Origin of the sequence: Pseudomonas sp. 6D_7.1_Bac1 (assembly GCF_025465945.1) — a bacterium.
Classification (GTDB): Bacteria; Pseudomonadota; Gammaproteobacteria; order Pseudomonadales; family Pseudomonadaceae; genus Aquipseudomonas.
The window spans coordinates 17,691-34,710 of record NZ_JANLNW010000002.1; the positions used below are offsets into that span (position 1 = coordinate 17,691).

General features: G+C 60.4%; 17 protein-coding genes. 13 read left to right on the forward strand and 4 right to left on the reverse strand.

What is annotated here, in order from left to right:
* The first annotated feature begins 161 nt into the window (after positions 1–161).
* The 10 genes from NTD87_RS00385 to NTD87_RS00430 all read left to right on the forward strand — a co-directional run bounded on the left by NTD87_RS00385 (position 162) and on the right by NTD87_RS00430 (position 9,013).
* On the forward strand, positions 162–1,187 hold the full coding sequence (locus NTD87_RS00385; RefSeq protein WP_262111092.1) for an NAD(P)H-dependent glycerol-3-phosphate dehydrogenase: 1,026 nt from the start codon (positions 162–164) through the stop codon (positions 1,185–1,187).
* A 31-nt stretch (positions 1,188–1,218) separates the two neighbouring features.
* Positions 1,219–1,566 (forward strand): DUF4389 domain-containing protein, encoded by a 348-nt coding sequence (locus tag NTD87_RS00390; protein WP_262111094.1) that lies wholly within the window; start codon positions 1,219–1,221, stop codon positions 1,564–1,566.
* Positions 1,563–2,012: a phosphohistidine phosphatase SixA gene (gene sixA, locus NTD87_RS00395; RefSeq protein ID WP_262111095.1), complete on the forward strand. Its 450-nt coding sequence runs from the start codon at positions 1,563–1,565 to the stop codon at positions 2,010–2,012. Before NTD87_RS00390 ends, sixA begins: the two co-directional genes overlap by 4 nt.
* A 255-nt stretch (positions 2,013–2,267) precedes the next feature.
* Complete coding sequence (locus tag NTD87_RS00400; protein WP_262111096.1) at positions 2,268–3,935, forward strand: AMP-binding protein; 1,668 nt, start codon at positions 2,268–2,270, stop codon at positions 3,933–3,935.
* A gap of 30 nt (positions 3,936–3,965) precedes the next feature.
* Positions 3,966–4,409, forward strand: coding sequence for a hotdog fold thioesterase (locus NTD87_RS00405; protein WP_262111097.1), 444 nt, complete (start codon positions 3,966–3,968; stop codon positions 4,407–4,409).
* 284 nt (positions 4,410–4,693) lie between these two features.
* Positions 4,694–5,500, forward strand: a complete 807-nt coding sequence (locus NTD87_RS00410) for an alpha/beta fold hydrolase (RefSeq protein WP_262111098.1) — start codon at positions 4,694–4,696, stop codon at positions 5,498–5,500.
* Positions 5,497–6,348: an alpha/beta hydrolase gene (locus NTD87_RS00415; protein WP_262111099.1), complete on the forward strand. Its 852-nt coding sequence runs from the start codon at positions 5,497–5,499 to the stop codon at positions 6,346–6,348. The genes NTD87_RS00410 and NTD87_RS00415 overlap by 4 nt, the downstream gene beginning before the upstream one ends.
* Before the next feature lie 50 nt (positions 6,349–6,398).
* Positions 6,399–7,058, forward strand: a complete 660-nt coding sequence (locus tag NTD87_RS00420) for a glutathione S-transferase family protein (protein WP_262111101.1) — start codon at positions 6,399–6,401, stop codon at positions 7,056–7,058.
* 23 nt (positions 7,059–7,081) lie between these two features.
* Entirely contained in the window at positions 7,082–7,888 is an 807-nt protein-coding gene (locus NTD87_RS00425) for a DUF4892 domain-containing protein (protein ID WP_262111103.1), read from the forward strand.
* 72 nt (positions 7,889–7,960) lie between these two features.
* Positions 7,961–9,013, forward strand: a complete 1,053-nt coding sequence (locus NTD87_RS00430) for an AI-2E family transporter (protein WP_262111105.1) — start codon at positions 7,961–7,963, stop codon at positions 9,011–9,013.
* Positions 9,014–9,193: 180 nt separating this feature from the next.
* Here the strand turns inward: NTD87_RS00430 and xopAW are convergent, their stop codons facing one another.
* The 3 genes from xopAW to NTD87_RS00445 form a co-directional block, all read right to left on the reverse strand.
* On the reverse strand, positions 9,194–9,961 hold the full coding sequence (gene xopAW, locus NTD87_RS00435) for a XopAW family type III secretion system calcium-binding effector (protein ID WP_262111106.1): 768 nt from the start codon (positions 9,959–9,961) through the stop codon (positions 9,194–9,196).
* A gap of 113 nt (positions 9,962–10,074) precedes the next feature.
* A complete protein-coding gene (locus NTD87_RS00440; RefSeq protein WP_262111107.1) occupies positions 10,075–11,118 on the reverse strand; it encodes a sensor histidine kinase in 1,044 nt (347 codons plus the stop codon).
* On the reverse strand, positions 11,118–11,882 hold the full coding sequence (locus NTD87_RS00445) for a response regulator (RefSeq protein WP_262111108.1): 765 nt from the start codon (positions 11,880–11,882) through the stop codon (positions 11,118–11,120). The genes NTD87_RS00440 and NTD87_RS00445 overlap by 1 nt, the downstream gene beginning before the upstream one ends.
* 305 nt (positions 11,883–12,187) lie before the next feature.
* Here NTD87_RS00445 and pyrF point away from each other — a divergent pair, with 305 nt between their 5' ends.
* Positions 12,188–12,886 (forward strand): orotidine-5'-phosphate decarboxylase, encoded by a 699-nt coding sequence (gene pyrF / locus NTD87_RS00450; protein ID WP_262111110.1) that lies wholly within the window; start codon positions 12,188–12,190, stop codon positions 12,884–12,886.
* A gap of 139 nt (positions 12,887–13,025) precedes the next feature.
* On the opposite strand, the gene NTD87_RS00455 is transcribed toward pyrF, so the two are convergent.
* Positions 13,026–14,030, reverse strand: coding sequence for an NADP-dependent oxidoreductase (locus NTD87_RS00455; RefSeq protein WP_262111111.1), 1,005 nt, complete (start codon positions 14,028–14,030; stop codon positions 13,026–13,028).
* Positions 14,031–14,262: 232 nt separating this feature from the next.
* Between NTD87_RS00455 and NTD87_RS00460 the strand changes: the two genes are divergently transcribed.
* Together NTD87_RS00460 and NTD87_RS00465 are read left to right on the forward strand one after the other, a co-directional pair.
* Positions 14,263–15,024 (forward strand): SDR family oxidoreductase, encoded by a 762-nt coding sequence (locus tag NTD87_RS00460; RefSeq protein ID WP_262111112.1) that lies wholly within the window; start codon positions 14,263–14,265, stop codon positions 15,022–15,024.
* 143 nt (positions 15,025–15,167) lie between these two features.
* Positions 15,168–16,574, forward strand: coding sequence for a PLP-dependent aminotransferase family protein (locus tag NTD87_RS00465; RefSeq protein ID WP_262111114.1), 1,407 nt, complete (start codon positions 15,168–15,170; stop codon positions 16,572–16,574).
* Positions 16,575–17,020 lie beyond the last annotated feature (446 nt).

Below are 17,020 nucleotides of genomic sequence, written 5' to 3' on the forward strand. Positions count from 1 at the left end.
TTAACCGAGCTGTTTGAGTTTTCCAGTCACGATGCCGGCATTTTCCCTGGTTTTGTTGGTCTGCTTCCTACAGGTGTCGGTAATTGACACAGGGGCTGGCCGACGCTGGACCGCCCCGTATAATGCGGCTATCGCCATTGGTATGGATTAACGGATTGCATATGACTGAACAGCGCCCGATTGCGGTCCTGGGAGGCGGAAGTTTTGGTACCGCCGTGGCTAATCTGCTGGCCGAGAACGGTCATCAGGTCCGGCTGTGGATGCGAGATCCCGAGCAGGCCGAGGCCATTCGGGTCAACCGCGAGAATCCACGCTACCTCAAGGGCATCAAGGTTCACCCAGCGGTGGCGCCGGTCACCGACTTGCTGGCCACCCTGAATGCATGCGACCTGTGTTTCGTCGCGCTGCCCTCCAACGCCCTGCGTTCGGTGCTGGTGCCGTATGCCGAGCGCCTGAGTGGCAAGTTGCTGGTGAGCCTGACCAAGGGCATCGAAGCTCACACCTTCAAGCTGATGAGCGAAATTCTTCAGGAAATCGCCCCACAAGCGCGCATCGGCGTACTTTCCGGGCCGAACCTGGCCCGTGAAGTGGCCGAACATGCGCTGACGGCCACGGTGGTCGCCAGTGAAGACGAAGAACTCTGCCAACGGGTTCAGGCTGCGTTGCACGGTCGGACCTTTCGCGTGTACGCCAGTGCCGACCGTTATGGCGTGGAACTGGGTGGGGCACTGAAAAACGTCTACGCGATCATCGCCGGCATGGCGGTGGCGTTGGGCATGGGCGAAAACACCAAGAGCATGCTGATCACCCGGGCGTTGGCGGAAATGACCCGCTTCGCGGTGAATCAGGGCGCCAACCCGATGACCTTCCTCGGGTTGGCCGGGGTGGGCGACCTGATCGTCACCTGCTCGTCACCGAAAAGCCGCAACTATCAGGTCGGTTTTGCCCTGGGTCAGGGCTTGAGCCTGGAAGACGCGGTGACCAGTCTTGGCGAGGTTGCCGAAGGCGTCAACACCCTCAAAGTGCTGAAGGCCAAGGCGCAGGAAGTCGGGGTTTACATGCCGTTGGTCGCCGGTTTGCATGCGATTCTGTTTGAAGGGCGCACGCTTAATCAGGTTATTGAACTGTTGATGCGTGGCGAGCCGAAAACCGATGTCGACTTTATCTCCACCAGCGGTTTCAACTGAACACTCTATCTACAGAGGCAGGGAGCGAGACATGAACGATCCAAAAGTAGAAGCCAAGTACGAATCCATTCTGCTGCGCGTGCTGTGGATGCTGGTTTATGTGCTGGTCTGGCAAGTCGCGCAATTTATCCTTGGCGCGGTGGTGCTGGTGCAACTCATCTATCGGTTGATCTACGGCGCACCCAACGCAGGCCTGATGAACTTCGGTGACAGCCTCAGCCAGTTCCTGGCGCAGATCGGTCGCTTCGGCAGCTTTCACAGCGATCAGAAACCTTGGCCATTCGCCGATTGGCCAACCCCGCGGACACCGGAAGGCGAGGCCCCGCACGCCGTACCGCCTGCGCCGCATCCGACCCGTGATGAGGAGCCGAAGCTATGAAAGTCTGGGTGTTGCGTCACGGTCAAGCCGAGTCTCACGCCCGTAGCGACGCCGAACGGGAATTGACCCAGCAGGGGCGCGAAGAAGTGCTGCGCAGTGCCGCGCAGCTGATCGGCCAGCCGATTCAGGCGATCGTCGCCAGCCCGTATGTGCGGGCGCAGCAGACCGCGCAACTGGTGCGCGAAGCGTTGGGCTTTGAACCAGAGATTCGCACGGTGCCGTGGCTGGCGCCAGACAACAACCCGCTGACTGTCGTGGATCAACTCGACTCGGCGGAGAACATCCTGCTGGTCAGCCATAACCCACTGGTAGGCAACCTGATTGGCTTCTTGCAGCACGGTCATTTACGTGCGCCGCAGCCGATGAACACCGCCAGTCTGGCCGAGCTTGAGGCTGATTTGCCGTTGGCCGGGGGTATGACGCTCAATAGCGTCAAGAACCCGTAGCGCACGATCAATGTGGCGATGACGCTTGATGTGGCGAGGGAGCTTGCTCCCGCTTGGCTGCGAAGCAGTCGTAAAAAGCGCCCTGAAAAACCGAGGTACCGGTTTTAGGGCCGCTGCGCGACCCAACGGGAGCAAGCTCCCTCGCCACAGAGCGATCGTGTTGTTCTCTTGATTTGTTTGTGACAAATACTCAACCAAGCAACCGCTTGGTTGGGCTACGCTTGCCGCCATACCGAACAAAAGGGAGCGCATCGCATGTCCGCCGCTTTTCGTTTGCCGCTGCAAGTGTTCTACGAGCGTGAAGCTCGCCATCCCCGCCAGCGTTTTCTGGTCCAGCCGATTGGCGGTGGCCAGGTCGAGACGCTGACCTGGGCCGATGTCGGCCATCAGGCGCGGTGCGCCGCTCACTGGCTACGCGCTCGGGAGCTGCCTCCAGGCAGCCACATTGCACTGATCTCGAAAAATTGCGCGCACTGGATCATTGCCGACCTGGCGATCTGGATGGCGGGGCATGTCTCCATTCCGTTGTACCCCAACCTGACGGCCGACTCGGTGGCCCAGGTGCTCGAACATTCCGACGCGGCGCTGGTGTTCATCGGCAAGCTGGACGATTGGCCGGGCATGTCCGCAGGCGTCAGAGCCGATCTGACCACCATCAGCCTGCCGTTGTGCCCGGTGGGTGAGTTCGACTTCAGCTGGGCCGACCTGCAACGCAGCTCACCGATTCAGGACGATCCAACACCCGGTGCGGACCAGTTGGCGACGATTATTTACACCTCCGGAACCACCGGTCTACCAAAAGGCGTGATGCACAGCTTCGGCAACCTGGGTTTTGCCGCCACTCACGGCACGCAGTTGTTTGGTCTCAATGAGTCGGACCGGCTGTTGTCGTACCTGCCGCTGTGCCACGTCGCCGAGCGGATGTTCGTCGAACTGGCGGCGATCTATACCGGGCAAACCGTATTTTTTGCCGAAAGCCTCGATACCTTTCTCACCGATTTACAGCGCGCCCGGCCGACGGCGCTGTTCGGTGTGCCACGGATCTGGACCAAGTTCCAGATGGGCGTGTACCGCAAGATTGCGCCAAAGCGCCTGGACTGCCTCCTTGGTGTGCCCATCATCGGAAAATGGGTCGGGCGCAAGGTGCTCGCGGGCCTGGGGCTGGATGCCTTGCGCATCGCGCTGTCGGGAGCCGCCCCTGTGCCGCAGGCCTTGCTGCACTGGTACAAACGCCTTGGGCTGGATGTGCTTGAGGTCTACGGCATGACCGAAAGTTGCGGTTATTCCCATATTTGCCTGCCGGGCCAGAACAAGCCCGGCTGGATCGGCAAGCCGTGCCCGGAGGTGGAGGTGCGGATCGAGGACTCGGGTGAAGTGCTGGTGCGCAGCGGCGCGACCATGCTCGGCTATTTCAAGGAGCCGCAGAAAACCGCTGAGACGATCACCGAGGACGGCTTTCTGCGCACCGGCGACAAGGGTGAACAAGACGCCGAAGGCTATTTGCGCCTGACCGGGCGGCTCAAGGAAATCTTCAAGACCAGCAAGGGCAAATACGTGGCACCGGCACCGATTGAAAACCGCCTGGCGGTGCATTCACGTATTGAGCAGGTGTGTGTGGTCGGCGACGGTCTGAGTGCGCCGCTGGGGCTTTGCGTGCTCTCGGCGGTGGGTTTGCAGGACGCCGCCAGCGTGGCGCGCAATGCCTTGCAATCGAGCCTGGAAAGCTTGCTCGAAGAGGTTAACGGCGCCCTCGACAAACACGAACGCCTGCGCCAACTGGTGGTAGTCAAGGACAGCTGGGCGGTGGAAAACGGCTTCCTCACGCCGACCTTGAAGATCAAGCGCAACGTGATCGAAGCGGCGTATGGCGCACGGTTCGAAGAGTGGAGCGCGCGCAACGAAGCCGTGCTGTGGCAGGATTGACCTGAAATAAAACCAACGAAGGATGCAGCGATGAGTCTGTGGCGTACCGTCCCCAACATTGAACAGTTAAACGCGATTCAGAAAAATACCATCGGCGAAGTGCTGGATATTCGCTTCGAGGCGTTTGATGACGAATCGCTGACCGCCAGTATGGTCGTCGACCATCGCACCCATCAGCCCTACGGTTTGCTGCATGGCGGCGCCTCGGTGGTCCTGGCTGAATCCGTCGGCTCCATGGCCAGTTTCCTGTGCATCGACACCAGCAAATTTTATTGCGTAGGCCTGGAAATCAACGCCAACCACTTGCGCGGCCTGCGCAGCGGACGCGTGACGGCGGTGGCCAGGCCGATACACATCGGTCGCACCACCCACGTCTGGGATATCCGCTTGAGCAGCGACGAGGGCAAGGCCAGTTGCGTGTCACGGTTGACCATGGCAGTGGTGCCGTTGGGCGAAAACCCGCCGGCTCGCTAACGGCACGAATGATCTGCTTCTGTGGCGAGGGGGCTTGTTGTGGCGAGGGAGCTTGCTCCCGCTGGGTCGCGTAGCGACCCCAAAACCTGTAACACCGCATCTGTCATATTTTCGACGGCTGCGCCGCCGAACGGGAGCAAGCTCCCTCGCCACAACAGCGTACTCGATCCTGAATTGCCCATAGCCGTGGCCTGACTGTCATCATTCCTGGCAGTTACGGTCATTGCTGTAGGACTGCGTCTTACGGACAATCAACGCTTGATTTCGTTTATGGACGCGCCGTTATGTCGCAGCAGATTTTTTTCGCCCACGCCAATGGCTTTCCTTCAGGCACTTACGGCAAGTTGTTTGCCGCGCTGGCGCCGGAGTACCAGGTCGCGCATCTGCAGCAGCACGCCCATGACCCACGGTTCCCCGCCGACGATAACTGGCACAACCTGGTGGATGAACTGATCCATCACCTTAAGCTGCAACCTGAACCGGTGTGGGGCGTTGGTCATTCCTTTGGTGGCGTCTTGCACCTGCACGCGGCCCTGCGTTGCCCGCAGCTGTATCGCGGCGTAGTGATGCTGGATTCACCCGTGCTGACCCGCCCTGATCAATGGGTTATCCGCGCCGCCAAGCGTTTTGGCTTTATCGATCGCTTGACCCCCGCCGGCCGCACCTTGGGTCGTCGCGAGGAGTTTGCCGATCTGGAATCGGCGCGCAGCTACTTTGCCGGTAAAACCCTGTTTCGCGGCTTCGATCCGGAATGTTTCGATGCCTACTTGCAACACGGTCTGCACAAGGTCGGTGATCGCTTGCGCTTGCGCTTCGATCCCGCCACCGAGATCAGCATCTACCGTGGCGTTCCGCACACCAGTCCCGGCCGTCCTCGTCAGTTGAAAGTGCCACTGGCGGTGGTTCGTGGCCGGCAGAGTCGGGTGGTGATGCGCCATCACGCAAGTTTCGTGGGGCGTATGCCGCAAGGCGAGTCGCTGACAATGCCCGGCGGTCACATGTTTCCCCTCGAACGCCCGCAAGACACCGCGACGTTGCTGAAAAACCTGTTCAGCCGTTGGGAAGGGCGCGGCGAACGGAGTTGCGCATGAGCGGCGTCGAAGAAGTGCGCCTGAGTCTGCCGCACATCGAGTTGGCCGCGCACTTGTTTGGCCCCGAAGACGGCCTGCCGGTCATTGCCTTGCACGGTTGGCTCGACAACGCCAACAGCTTTGCGCGCCTGGCCCCCAAGCTCGAAGGCTTGCGAATTATCGCGCTGGACATGGCCGGCCACGGGCACTCCGGGCATCGGCCGTTGGGCGCCGGTTATGCGCTGTGGGATTACGCGCATGACGTACTGCAAGTCGCCGAGCAGTTGGGCTGGAAGCGTTTTGCGCTGTTGGGCCACTCCATGGGGGCGATCGTTTCCGTGGTGTTGGCCGGATCGATGCCCGAGCGGGTGACGCACCTGGCGCTGATTGACGGGGTGATTCCACCCACCGCGACTCATGACAACGCCGCCGAACGCATGGGCATGGCCCTGCAAGCGCAGTTGGACCTGCAAGAAAAGCGCAAACCGGTCTACAACACCCTGGACCGGGCCATCGAAGCGCGCATGAAAGGCCTGGTCGCGGTCAGTCGTGAAGCCGCCGAATTACTCGCCCGGCGTGGTTTGATGCCAGTGCCGGGTGGCTACACCTGGCGGACCGACAGTCGCTTGACGCTGGCGTCTCCGCTGCGTCTGACAGATGAGCAGGCGATGTCCTTCGTTCAGCGCGTCAGTTGTCCTGCGCAATTGGTGGTTGCCGCTGATGGCATGCTCGCCAAGCATCCAGAATTGCTGGAGCGTCTACCCTTTAGCCGTGAACAGCTGCCCGGCGGCCATCATTTGCACCTGAATGACGAGCCCGGCGCCGCCCTTGTTGCAGACTGTTTCAATCGGTTCTTCGCCGTTCCTTGACTTGCAGCGGGCAACTGTCGAGGCTGGGCGGGTTGAAATGGGAGACAACCATGATCGATCTCTACACCGCTGCGACCCCGAATGGCCACAAAGTCTCTATCGTGCTCGAGGAACTCGGCATGCCCTATACGGTGCATGCCTTGAGTTTCGACAAGAAGGAACAAAAGGCCCCAGCCTTTCTCAAGATCAATCCCAATGGCCGGATCCCGGCGATTGTCGACCGTGCCAACGGTGATTTCGCCGTGTTCGAATCCGGCGCGATTCTCATCTACCTGGCTGAGCTGAGCGGGAAACTGCTGCCCAAAGACCCGAAAGGGCGCTCGGTAGCGATCCAGTGGCTGATGTTCCAGATGGGCGGTATTGGCCCGATGCAGGGTCAGGCCAACGTGTTTTTCCGGTATTTCCCGGAAAAGCTTCAGGGCGCCATCGACCGCTATCAGCATGAAACCCGACGTTTGTATGAAGTGCTCAACACGCGACTGGAAACCGTCGAGTTTCTCGCTGATGAGTACAGCATCGCTGACATTGCCACTTACCCGTGGGTCCGTGGCCATGAATGGTCCGGCGTTTCGGTGGAAGGTTTACCCGGCTTGCAACGCTGGATGGCCGCAATGGAGGCGCGTCCTGCGGTGCAGCGTGGCTTACAGATCCCGCCGCGTACCGACGACGCCAATGTCGTCAAGGGCGCCCAGGCCATGCTGATCCGATGAGAGTGTCTTCAAGGTTGAAAAGCATGCGTTTAATCGGTTTGTTGGGGCTGGGGTGTTTCAGTTCGCTGGTGTTTGCCGCCGATGTACCTGGAAGTCACGATTTACCATTGGTGCCGCGTCTGGCCGATGCGCAGATTGTCGACTATCGCCCGGCTGCCGAGCTTGAACGGATCTACCCGATGGGGTCGGTCCGTAAAATCAGTGGCCAGCTGCGTTTCGATGGTCAGGTCAGCGCCCGTGGGCAAACGACATCGGTGACCTACGAGTTGCCGCCGGAGCATTCGTCCACCGAGGCCTTCACCGCTGCTCGCGAGGCCTTGCAGAAACAGGGCGCCGAGCTGTTGTTCTGGTGCCAGGCCCGCGATTGCGGCGAAAGCAGCCTGTGGGCCAATGGGGTGTTTGGCAACGCCAAACTCTATGGCGCCGACGATCAACAGGCTTATCTGCTGCTGCGACTCGCGGCACCACAGGACAACTCGCTGGTAGCGCTGTACAGCATCACTCGCGGCAATCGCAAAGCTTATCTGCATGTCGAGCAGTTCGACGCCAGCACGCCACTGGGCGAGTTGTTGCCGACCTCCGCGACCCTGTTGCGTCAGCTCAAGGACACCGGCGTGCTGGACCTGCCGCATCTGACGGGCGACCCGCAACCGGTCTGGCTGACATTGCTGTCGCGCGGCTTGAACCTCGATACCACCTTGCGCGTCAGCGTTTCCGGGATCAACGCCGAGGCCTGGCGCCAGGCGCTGGTCGGGCAGGGCGTGCGTGCGGCGCGGATGGAACTTGGCAACGTGCCAGCAACCGGCCTGCACATCGAGTTCCTGCGATAATCTTATCCCCTGGCGTACGTGCCGTTGGCCGTTCGCCTGCTCTTTATTGATTGACCTTGCTCGAGACTTTTCATGCTCAATAACGATCGCCTGTTGGTGCAGATCCTGCTCCTGGTGTTGTTCGGTGCCAGCTTCTGGGTGATGGCGCCCTTCTGGTCAGCGCTGTTCTGGGGCGCGGTGCTGGCGTTCGCCAGTTGGCCGCTGATGCGCTTGCTGACCCGCTGGCTCAACGGTCGCGAATCCGTCGCGGCCGCCTTGCTGACCCTGGGCTGGATGGTGTTGGTGGCGGTGCCGCTGGTGTGGCTCGGGTTTAACCTGGCCGATCATGTGCGTGATGCCACGGTGTTCATCAAGGACGTGCAGGTTGACGGCTTGCCGGCGGCGCCGGTGTGGCTGGCCGGGATTCCTTTGGTCGGCGAGCGGCTGGTGGGGCTCTGGAACAGCATTGACCAGCAAGGCGCGGCGCTTTTGTTGGCGGTCAAACCTTATCTGGGGCAGGTCGGCAATTGGTTGCTGGCGCGCAGTGCGCAGATCGGCGGCGGTATTCTCGAGCTGACCTTGAGCATCGTTTTCGTGTTCTTTTTCTACCGTGATGGCCCGCGCTTGGCGATGTTCGTTCATCGTCTGCTCGAACGGCTGATCGGCGAGCGTGCCGGTTACTACATCGAATTGGTGGCCGGAACGGTGCAACGGGTGGTCAACGGGGTCATCGGCACAGCTGCTGCCCAGGCGATTCTGGCGTTGATCGGCTTCCTGATTGCCGGTGTGCCGGGCGCGCTGGTACTGGGTATCGCTACCTTCCTGCTCAGCCTGATTCCCATGGGGCCGCCGCTGATATGGATTCCGGCCACTGCCTGGCTAGCCTGGAAGGGCGAATACGGCCTGGCGGTGTTTCTCGGTATCTGGGGCACCTTCATCATCAGTGGCGTCGACAACGTGCTCAAACCCTACCTGATCAGCCGTGGCGGCAACTTGCCGCTGGTGATCGTGCTGCTCGGGGTGTTTGGCGGGTTGATTGCCTTTGGGTTTATCGGGTTGTTTATCGGCCCGACCTTGTTGGCCGTGGCGTACAGCCTGTTGATCGACTGGAGTAACAGTCAGGGGCGGGTTGAAGAAAAGCGCTGATCAATTGTGGTGAGGGGGCAAGCCCCAATGCCGATCAGTCAAGTCGAATACTGAACCTGTGGCGAGGGAGCTTGCTCCCGCTGGACTGCGTAGCAGTCCCATTTTCAGGGCCGCTTCGCCCGAGCGCGGACTGGCCCGCGGGAGCAAGCTCCCTCGCCACAGGTTATGGGTTCAATAACCTCAGGCCGCGGCGTTCAGGTTTTTGCTTGAGTTCAGCGTATTGGTCTGCGAGTACTGCTGGTTCATGCTGACGATCAACTTGCTCAGGGCCTCGGCGACGGCGCCTTGATCGATGGTGCCGCTGGTTTGGCTGCTGCCCGTTTGCAATGCCGTGAGCAGGGCTGTGTCATTGACGGTGCTGCTGGTGGACGAGCTTGTGGTCAGGGCATTGCTCGGTTCGGTGGCGCTGATGCTGCTATCACAGTTCGTGCCCGGTTGGCTGGACAGCGTCTGCGGCTGTTGCGGTGTGAGGGCGGCAAGCAGCTCGTCCTTGCTCACCGTCCCGTCGTTGTTCGTGTCCAGCGCCGCGAACAGGGACTGGCTGTCGGCAGTGCTGCCGGCTTTTGTCAGTCCGTTGCTCAGCTCAGCGCTGCTGATGCTGCCGTCCCCATTGCTGTCCAGCAGGCTCAGCATGGTGTCGGCCAGTTCCGTGCTGGGCGGCTGATCGTGGGCGTGATGTGCCGGCGGAGTCATGGCGGCCATTTCCTGGCTGCTCAGGCTACCGCTGTTGTCGGTGTCCAGGCTGCTGAACTGCTGGCTCAGGCTGTTCAGTACGCGGCTGTCGGGATTCTTCGCCAGGGCGCTGTTCAGCTCATCCTTGGAAACGGTTCCGTCGCCGTTGGTGTCGAGTTTGGCGAACAGTTCTTTCTGACGCTGCTGGAGTCGGGCGGTGTAGGCCGCACTGGTGGCGCTGGTATTACTGGAGTTACTGCTGACGCTGCCGATCATGGGCTCACTCCCCGCGGATGGATAAAACCGGTGAAGGCACCGGCCCATGCAGCCTCGGGGGAGGAGTTGTCGTGGGTATGTGGAATTTGTACGAATCAGCACACAGAGTCTGTTCAGACCCGTGGCAGGCGAATCACCGCAGTCAGGCCGCCACCCGGGGTGTCTTCCAGGCTTAATGCGCCACCCAGCCGCTCGGCAGCTTCGCGCGCGATGGTCATGCCCAGGCCAACACCGCCGGAGTTGCGGTTGCGCGAGCCTTCAAGGCGATAGAAGGGCTCGAACACTGCTTCGCGTTTGTCGGCGGCGATGCCGGGGCCATGGTCGATCACTCGAATGATCAGCTGTTCACGACTGTCCTCCAGGTTGATCAGCGCCTGGCCGGCGTAACGCAAGGCATTGTCCAGCAAGTTGTTGATGCAGGAGCGCAAGGCCATCGGTTGAACCTGCAACGGCGCACAGTGCCCGCTGGCCTGTACGTCTGCTCCATGATCCTGGGCGTTCTCGCAGAGCGATTCGATCAGCGCCTGCACATCCATCCACTGCAGGGCTTCGCTGGTGCGTTGTTCATGCAGGTAACTCAGGGTGGCGTCGAGCATGCGAATCATGTCGTCGAGGTCCTGACGCATCTGCCCTTGCAGTTTGTCGTCGTCGATCTGCTCCAGGCGCAACTTGAGCCGCGACAGTGGCGTGCGCAGGTCATGGGAGACAGCACCGAGCATGCGTGAGCGCTGCTGTACCTGCTCACGAATGCGCTTCTGCATCAGGTTGAAGGTGTGCGCCGCTTGCCGTGCCTCCCGTGGGCCGGATTCATCAAGCGGCGGGCTGTCGAGGTTTTCGCTGAGACTCTCGGCAGCGGCGCTCAGGCGTTGAATCGGCCGGGAGAGCAGCTTCGCGCCGTACCAGGCGGCGACCACCAGCGAGATAAGCTGAAAGGTCAGCGGTACGATCGGCCCACCAAACCAGGGCCGTGGCGGCCTGTTTTTGAAGTGCGGTGACGGCGGTTGCCCGTTGATCTCGGCGGAAAACTCCGGAGGGGGGGGCGGAGGCTTCGGGCCGTAATGGTGGAACCAGAAGAAAGCCAGTAGGTGCGCCAGGAAAATCGCCAGCAACAGCACGCCAAACAGGCGACCGAACAGCGTATCGAAGCGCGCACGCATCAGCCGATGTCTCGGGCGTCGAACAGGTAACCTTCGCCGCGAACGGTTTTGATCAGCGCAGGTGATTTGGGATCGTCACCGAGTTTTTGCCGCAGGCGCGAGACCAGCAAATCGATACTGCGATCGAACGCTTCGATCGAGCGTCCACGGGCGGCGTCCAGCAGTTGTTCACGGCTGAGCACCCGTCGTGGGCGTTCGATGAACACCCAGAGCAAACGAAATTCCGCGTTCGACAGCGGCACCACCAGGCCATCGGCGGAGATCAACTGGCGCAGCACGCTGTTGAGGCGCCAGTTGTCGAAGCGAATGTTGGCGCGTTGCTCGGTGCGGTCATCGCGCACGCGGCGCAGGATGGTTTGAATCCGTGCGACCAACTCCCGTGGTTCGAAGGGTTTGGCCATGTAATCGTCGGCACCCAGTTCCAGGCCGATAATACGGTCGGTGGGCTCGCAGCGGGCGGTGAGCATCAGGATCGGGATGTCCGATTCGGTGCGCAGCCAGCGGCACAGCGACAGACCGTCTTCGCCGGGCAGCATCAGGTCCAGCACCACCACATCGTAATGCTCGGCTTGCAGCGCCAGACGCATCGCGGCGCCATCGGTAACGCCACTGGCGTGGATGTTGAAACGGGCCAGGTAGTCGATCAGCAGTTCACGGATCGGAACGTCATCGTCAACGATCAGCGCGCGGGTGTTCCAGCGTTTGTCTTCGCCGATGGCGGGGGCTTTTTGATCGTCGTTCAGAGGAGCGGGGCTATTATGCATGCGTACGTTCATCTGCCAGAGAGGCTGCCAACCACAAAAGATAGGCCGCGAGGTTGTGGCTTCAGCATAGGCGTCCGGCCGTGAGGCGGGAAGTGCTGTAGGAAGTCTTGCGAGTGGCGAGGGTAGCCTTTGGGGGTGTTGAGGGCGTGTCGTGAGTGTATCTGTTTCGACACAATTGCGGTGCCTGCGGGGTTTATCATCCGCTGATCCGCACCGTTGAAGATGATTTACCGATCATCGGGTCCCGGACGGCCTCGCGTTCCGCTACAATGCGCGCCGATTTCGACTTGCCTGAGAGCCCGCTCATGTCCGCCTGCCAGACTCCTATCATCGTCGCCCTGGATTTCCCTACCCGTGACGCCGCACTGAAGCTGGCCGACCAGTTGGACCCGAAGCTGTGCCGGGTCAAAGTCGGTAAAGAATTGTTCACCAGCTGCGCTTCGGAGATCGTCGGAACCCTGCGTGACAAGGGCTTCGAGGTGTTTCTCGATCTTAAATTCCATGACATTCCGAACACCACCGCGATGGCCGTCAAGGCCGCAGCGGAGATGGGTGTGTGGATGGTCAACGTGCATTGCTCCGGCGGTCTGCGCATGATGGCGGCCTGTCGCGAAGTGCTCGACCAGCGCAGCGGTCCAAAACCGCTGTTGATCGGCGTGACCGTGCTGACCAGCATGGAGCGTGAGGATTTGGCCGGGATTGGCCTGGACATCGAACCGCAAGAGCAGGTATTGCGTCTGGCGGCACTGGCGGAAAAAGCCGGGATGGACGGTCTGGTGTGCTCGGCACTGGAAGCCCGTGCCTTGAAAACGGCGCATCCGTCGCTGCAACTGGTGACCCCGGGGATCCGTCCGGCGGGCAGCGCCCAGGACGATCAGCGCCGTATTCTGACGCCGCGCCAGGCGCTGGATGCCGGTTCCGACTATCTGGTGATTGGTCGCCCGATCAGCCAGGCGGCCGATCCGGCCAAAGCCCTGGCCGCCGTAGTGGCCGAACTGGCCTGATCAGACACTGAAGATCCAATGTGGGAGCGAGCCTGCTCGCGATGAGGGAGTGTCAGTCGACATCTGAAGTTGTCTGATACACCGCTATCGCGAGCAGGCTCGCTCCCACATTAGTTTTGTGGGCACTTCAAATTTTGGGTTACACCTTCAACACCAACTTCCCGAAGTTCTCACCGCTGAACAGTTTCATCAGCGTTTCCGGGAACGTCTCCAGTCCTTCGACGATGTCTTCCTTGCTCTTGATCTGCCCCTTGGCCATCCACCCGGCCATTTCCTGCGCGGCGGTGGCGTACTGTGCGGCGTAGTCCATCACCACAAAGCCTTCCATTCGTGCACGGTTGACCAGCAGCGACAGATAGTTGACCGGGCCTTTGACCGCTTCCTTGTTGTTGTACTGGCTGATGGCGCCGCAGATCACCACCCGGGCCTTCATGTTCAGCCGGCTGAGCACGGCGTCGAGAATATCCCCGCCGACGTTATCGAAATACACGTCTACCCCTTTCGGGCATTCGCGCTTGAGGCCGGCAACCACGTCTTCGTGCTTGTAGTCGATGGCACCGTCGAAACCCAGTTCGTCAATCAGGAACTTGCACTTGTCCGCGCCGCCGGCGATACCCACCACACGACAGCCTTTGATCTTGGCAATCTGCCCGGCAATGCTGCCCACTGCGCCGGCCGCGCCCGACAGCACCACAGTATCACCGGCTTTCGGCGCACCGACGTCAAGCAGCGCAAAGTAAGCGGTCATGCCGGTCATGCCCAGCGCTGACAAGTAGCGCGGCAATGGCGCCAGTTTCGGATCGACCTTGTAGAAACCTCGAGGCTCACCAAGGAAGTAATCCTGCACACCCAGCGCACCGTTTACGTAGTCACCCACAGCAAATCCCGGGTTGTTCGAGGCAATCACCTTGCCCACGCCGAGCGCGCGCATTACTTCGCCGATGCCCACTGGCGGGATGTAGGACTTGCCTTCGTTCATCCAGCCACGCATGGCCGGGTCCAGCGACAGGTATTCGTTCTTGACCAGAATCTGGCCCGCCGCCGGTTCGCCGACCGGGACTTGCTGATAGGTGAAGGTCTCGCGGTTCGCAGCTCCCACCGGGCGTTTGGCGAGCAGGAATTGACGGTTGGTCTGGGCAGTCATGGCGGGCACTCAAGGTTGAATGAAGTCTGATTGATAGACCCTCATGGCCGTTGTCGCAAGGTTTGCTGACGCAGCGAATACAACCCGATCCAGTGGAGTGATAGTCGGACGGGGATATCCATCACTGCAACTCATAAGCAATCAACCGGCCCTCTGATAGTGCTGCCGCGTGACGGGGCCGGATGGCTAGACTGCGAAAACGCGATCACCCACATTTTTCGAGGACATAACAATGAGCATGACGTTTTCCGGCCAGGTAGCGTTGGTGACGGGTGCAGCCGCCGGTATTGGCCGCGCGACCGCCCAGGCGTTTGCCGCCGAAGGGTTGAAAGTGGTGGTCGCGGACCTCGATGTGGCGGGCGGCGAAGGCACCGTCGAGTTGATCCGGGCAGCCGGTGGCGAAGCGCAGTTCGTGCGTTGCAACGTGACCCTGGAAAGCGACGTGCAAAACCTGATGGCTCAGGCGGTGAGCACTTACGGCCGCGTCGATTACGCCTTCAACAACGCCGGGATCGAAATCGAAAAGGGCAAGCTGGCCGAAGGCACTGTCGATGAGTTCGACGCGATCATGGGCGTCAACGTCAAAGGCGTCTGGCTGTGCATGAAGTACCAGCTGCCGCTGATGCTTGCCCAGGGTGGCGGCGCCATCGTCAATACCGCTTCGGTGGCGGGTCTCGGCGCGGCGCCGAAGATGAGCATCTACGCGGCGTCCAAGCATGCGGTCATCGGCCTGACCAAGTCGGCGGCCATCGAATATGCGAAGAAGAAAATCCGGGTGAATGCGGTCTGTCCGGCGGTTATCGACACCGACATGTTCCGCCGCGCCTATGAAGCCGATCCGAAGAAAGCCGATTTCGCCGCAGCCATGCACCCGGTAGGACGTATCGGCAAGGTCGAGGAAATTGCCAGTGCGGTGCTTTATCTGTGCAGCGATGGTGCTGCGTTCACCACCGGTCACTCGCTGGCGGTGGATGGAGGGGTGACGGCGTTCTGATGGTTTGTGTGCGGCGAATCGCCGGACATTGTGTTTCAAAGGGTTAGAAGAGCGCGTTTTGGCGGCGTTGTCGCACATCTTCATGAGAGCGCCTGTGCTTAACTGACTCCAGAAATACAACATACCGTTGGAGTTGGTCTCTCATGGAATTGAGAATCGATCGGCAGGCGCTGGTGCCAGTCGTGCAGCAAATTGTTGACGCCCTGGCGGGCTGGATTCGCCAAAGTGCCGTTGAACCAGGAACACGTTTACCGTCTATTCGACAGCTGGCCCGGGATAATCTGCTCAGTCAGTCCAGTGTCATTGAAGCGTATGAACGCATGGTCGCCCAAGGCGTGCTTGCGTCGCGTCATGGCTCGGGCTTTTTCGTTGCCGGGCCTTTGACCGCGACACATCGTTGTGGTGAGCAATCAGACCTTGCGGTGGCTGATGCAAGCCATGTCGGATTGGGCGAGAGCCCGTTGGACAAGTTGCCGCTGGGGCATGGTGGTATGCCTGAAACCTGGCGCGAGAGCGACGACCTCAGTTATGCCATTCGCCAGGTATCTCGTACCGACATGGCCGGATTGTTCAACTACAGCACCTCATACGGGTTGCCTGTCTTGCGCCAACAGCTCCTCAAACGCCTGCAACAGATCAATATCGCCGTCGATGAGAATCAGGTACTCACCACGGCGGGGGCTACTCACGGGCTGGACCTGATCGTACGGGCACTGCTCAAGCCGGGCGATTGTGTGGTGGTCGAAAGTCCGGGCTATTCGAATCTGTTCGAGCTGCTCAGGTTGCGTGGCGTCAGATTGCTGGAGGTGCCACGAACCTCTCGCGGTCCGGATATTGCGGTACTTGAGGCGCTGTTGGGGGCGAATAAGCCCCGCGCCTTGTTCATCAATAGCCTGTTCCACAATCCCACCGGCAGTAGCCTGGCGCCGGCCGTTGCGCAACGGATTCTCGAATTGGCAAAGCGTCATGAGCTGATCATCGTCGAAGATGACGTCTACGCTGACTTTCAGGGCAGTGCCGGTACCCGCCTGGCGGCAATGGATGCAGGTGAGAGCGTGGTTTATGTCAGTAGCTTTTCGAAAACCCTCAGCAGTTCGCTGCGGGTCGGTTATGTCGTGGCCAGCGCCGCCATCATTGCCCGCCTGGCAGAAGTGAAGATGATTACCAGCCTGGGTGCTTCGCGGTTTTGCGAGTCGGTGCTGAGCAGTCTGTTGCTCAATGGCACCTATCGCAAACTGGTACAGCGCCAGCGTCAGCGTTTGAAGCGTGACAGGGCGGCGACATTGCTGGTGCTTGAAGACGCCGAGTGGGAGGTGTTCGGCAAGCCTGCGGGGGGGTTGTACATTTGGGCCCGACCACGAGCACAAGAGCCGGCGCAGGTGCGCGCGCGGGCTCACGAATTCGGTATCGCGCTGTCCTCCAGGACGGCCTTCAGCCCCAGTGGCGAGGCCAGCGACTGGTTACGCATCAATGTGGCTTATGCCAGTGATCCGCGGGCGCTGGCGTTTTTTAAGGCCTGCGCATTACCGGATCGACTTCGACCGTTCTGAAAACGACTTCTGCGTAGCTTTTTGCCATTATTGCGGCGCCAAAGACTTGTGCTTGAGTGCACCCCGTTGCGAACCTGCAACAACTGAAAATGGCCATGTTGCCATTGGGTATGGGAAGGGGGGTACGAGCAATGATTTCGGCCGTGCAAGGACGTTTTGCCAACCTCGGTATGGCAAAAAAACTGGGTGTCGGTTTTATTCTGGTCCTGCTGTTGACGGCCCTGGTGGCCGCTATCGGTGTCTGGTCCTTACAAACTATCAGCCAGCGCTTCGATGGGCTCAAGCAGATGTCGTCGCTCAACAGTAGTTTGCTCAAGGTGCGTTTGCTGGAGCAGGATTACGCTTTGCACAGTGATCCGAAAACCGTCGATGCCTTGCACGAGGGTGTTGACGCGTTGATCGCCCTCGCAACGCAACTCAAGGCTCAGTCAGCGGCTAACGTCCCG

Bases quoted from the DNA above. Each gene is read 5' to 3' on its own strand.
- NTD87_RS00385 (WP_262111092.1), top strand. From the start codon at position 162: ATGACTGAACAGCGCCCGATTGCGGTCCTGGGAGGCGGAAGTTTTGGT.
- NTD87_RS00390 (WP_262111094.1), top strand. From the start codon at position 1,219: ATGAACGATCCAAAAGTAGAAGCCAAGTACGAATCCATTCTGCTGCGC.
- sixA (WP_262111095.1), top strand. From the start codon at position 1,563: ATGAAAGTCTGGGTGTTGCGTCACGGTCAAGCCGAGTCTCACGCCCGT.
- NTD87_RS00400 (WP_262111096.1), top strand. From the start codon at position 2,268: ATGTCCGCCGCTTTTCGTTTGCCGCTGCAAGTGTTCTACGAGCGTGAA.
- NTD87_RS00405 (WP_262111097.1), top strand. From the start codon at position 3,966: ATGAGTCTGTGGCGTACCGTCCCCAACATTGAACAGTTAAACGCGATT.
- NTD87_RS00410 (WP_262111098.1), top strand. From the start codon at position 4,694: ATGTCGCAGCAGATTTTTTTCGCCCACGCCAATGGCTTTCCTTCAGGC.
- NTD87_RS00415 (WP_262111099.1), top strand. From the start codon at position 5,497: ATGAGCGGCGTCGAAGAAGTGCGCCTGAGTCTGCCGCACATCGAGTTG.
- NTD87_RS00420 (WP_262111101.1), top strand. From the start codon at position 6,399: ATGATCGATCTCTACACCGCTGCGACCCCGAATGGCCACAAAGTCTCT.
- NTD87_RS00425 (WP_262111103.1), top strand. From the start codon at position 7,082: ATGCGTTTAATCGGTTTGTTGGGGCTGGGGTGTTTCAGTTCGCTGGTG.
- NTD87_RS00430 (WP_262111105.1), top strand. From the start codon at position 7,961: ATGCTCAATAACGATCGCCTGTTGGTGCAGATCCTGCTCCTGGTGTTG.
- xopAW (WP_262111106.1), bottom strand. From the start codon at position 9,961: ATGATCGGCAGCGTCAGCAGTAACTCCAGTAATACCAGCGCCACCAGT.
- NTD87_RS00440 (WP_262111107.1), bottom strand. From the start codon at position 11,118: ATGCGTGCGCGCTTCGATACGCTGTTCGGTCGCCTGTTTGGCGTGCTG.
- NTD87_RS00445 (WP_262111108.1), bottom strand. From the start codon at position 11,882: ATGCATAATAGCCCCGCTCCTCTGAACGACGATCAAAAAGCCCCCGCC.
- pyrF (WP_262111110.1), top strand. From the start codon at position 12,188: ATGTCCGCCTGCCAGACTCCTATCATCGTCGCCCTGGATTTCCCTACC.
- NTD87_RS00455 (WP_262111111.1), bottom strand. From the start codon at position 14,030: ATGACTGCCCAGACCAACCGTCAATTCCTGCTCGCCAAACGCCCGGTG.
- NTD87_RS00460 (WP_262111112.1), top strand. From the start codon at position 14,263: ATGAGCATGACGTTTTCCGGCCAGGTAGCGTTGGTGACGGGTGCAGCC.
- NTD87_RS00465 (WP_262111114.1), top strand. From the start codon at position 15,168: ATGGAATTGAGAATCGATCGGCAGGCGCTGGTGCCAGTCGTGCAGCAA.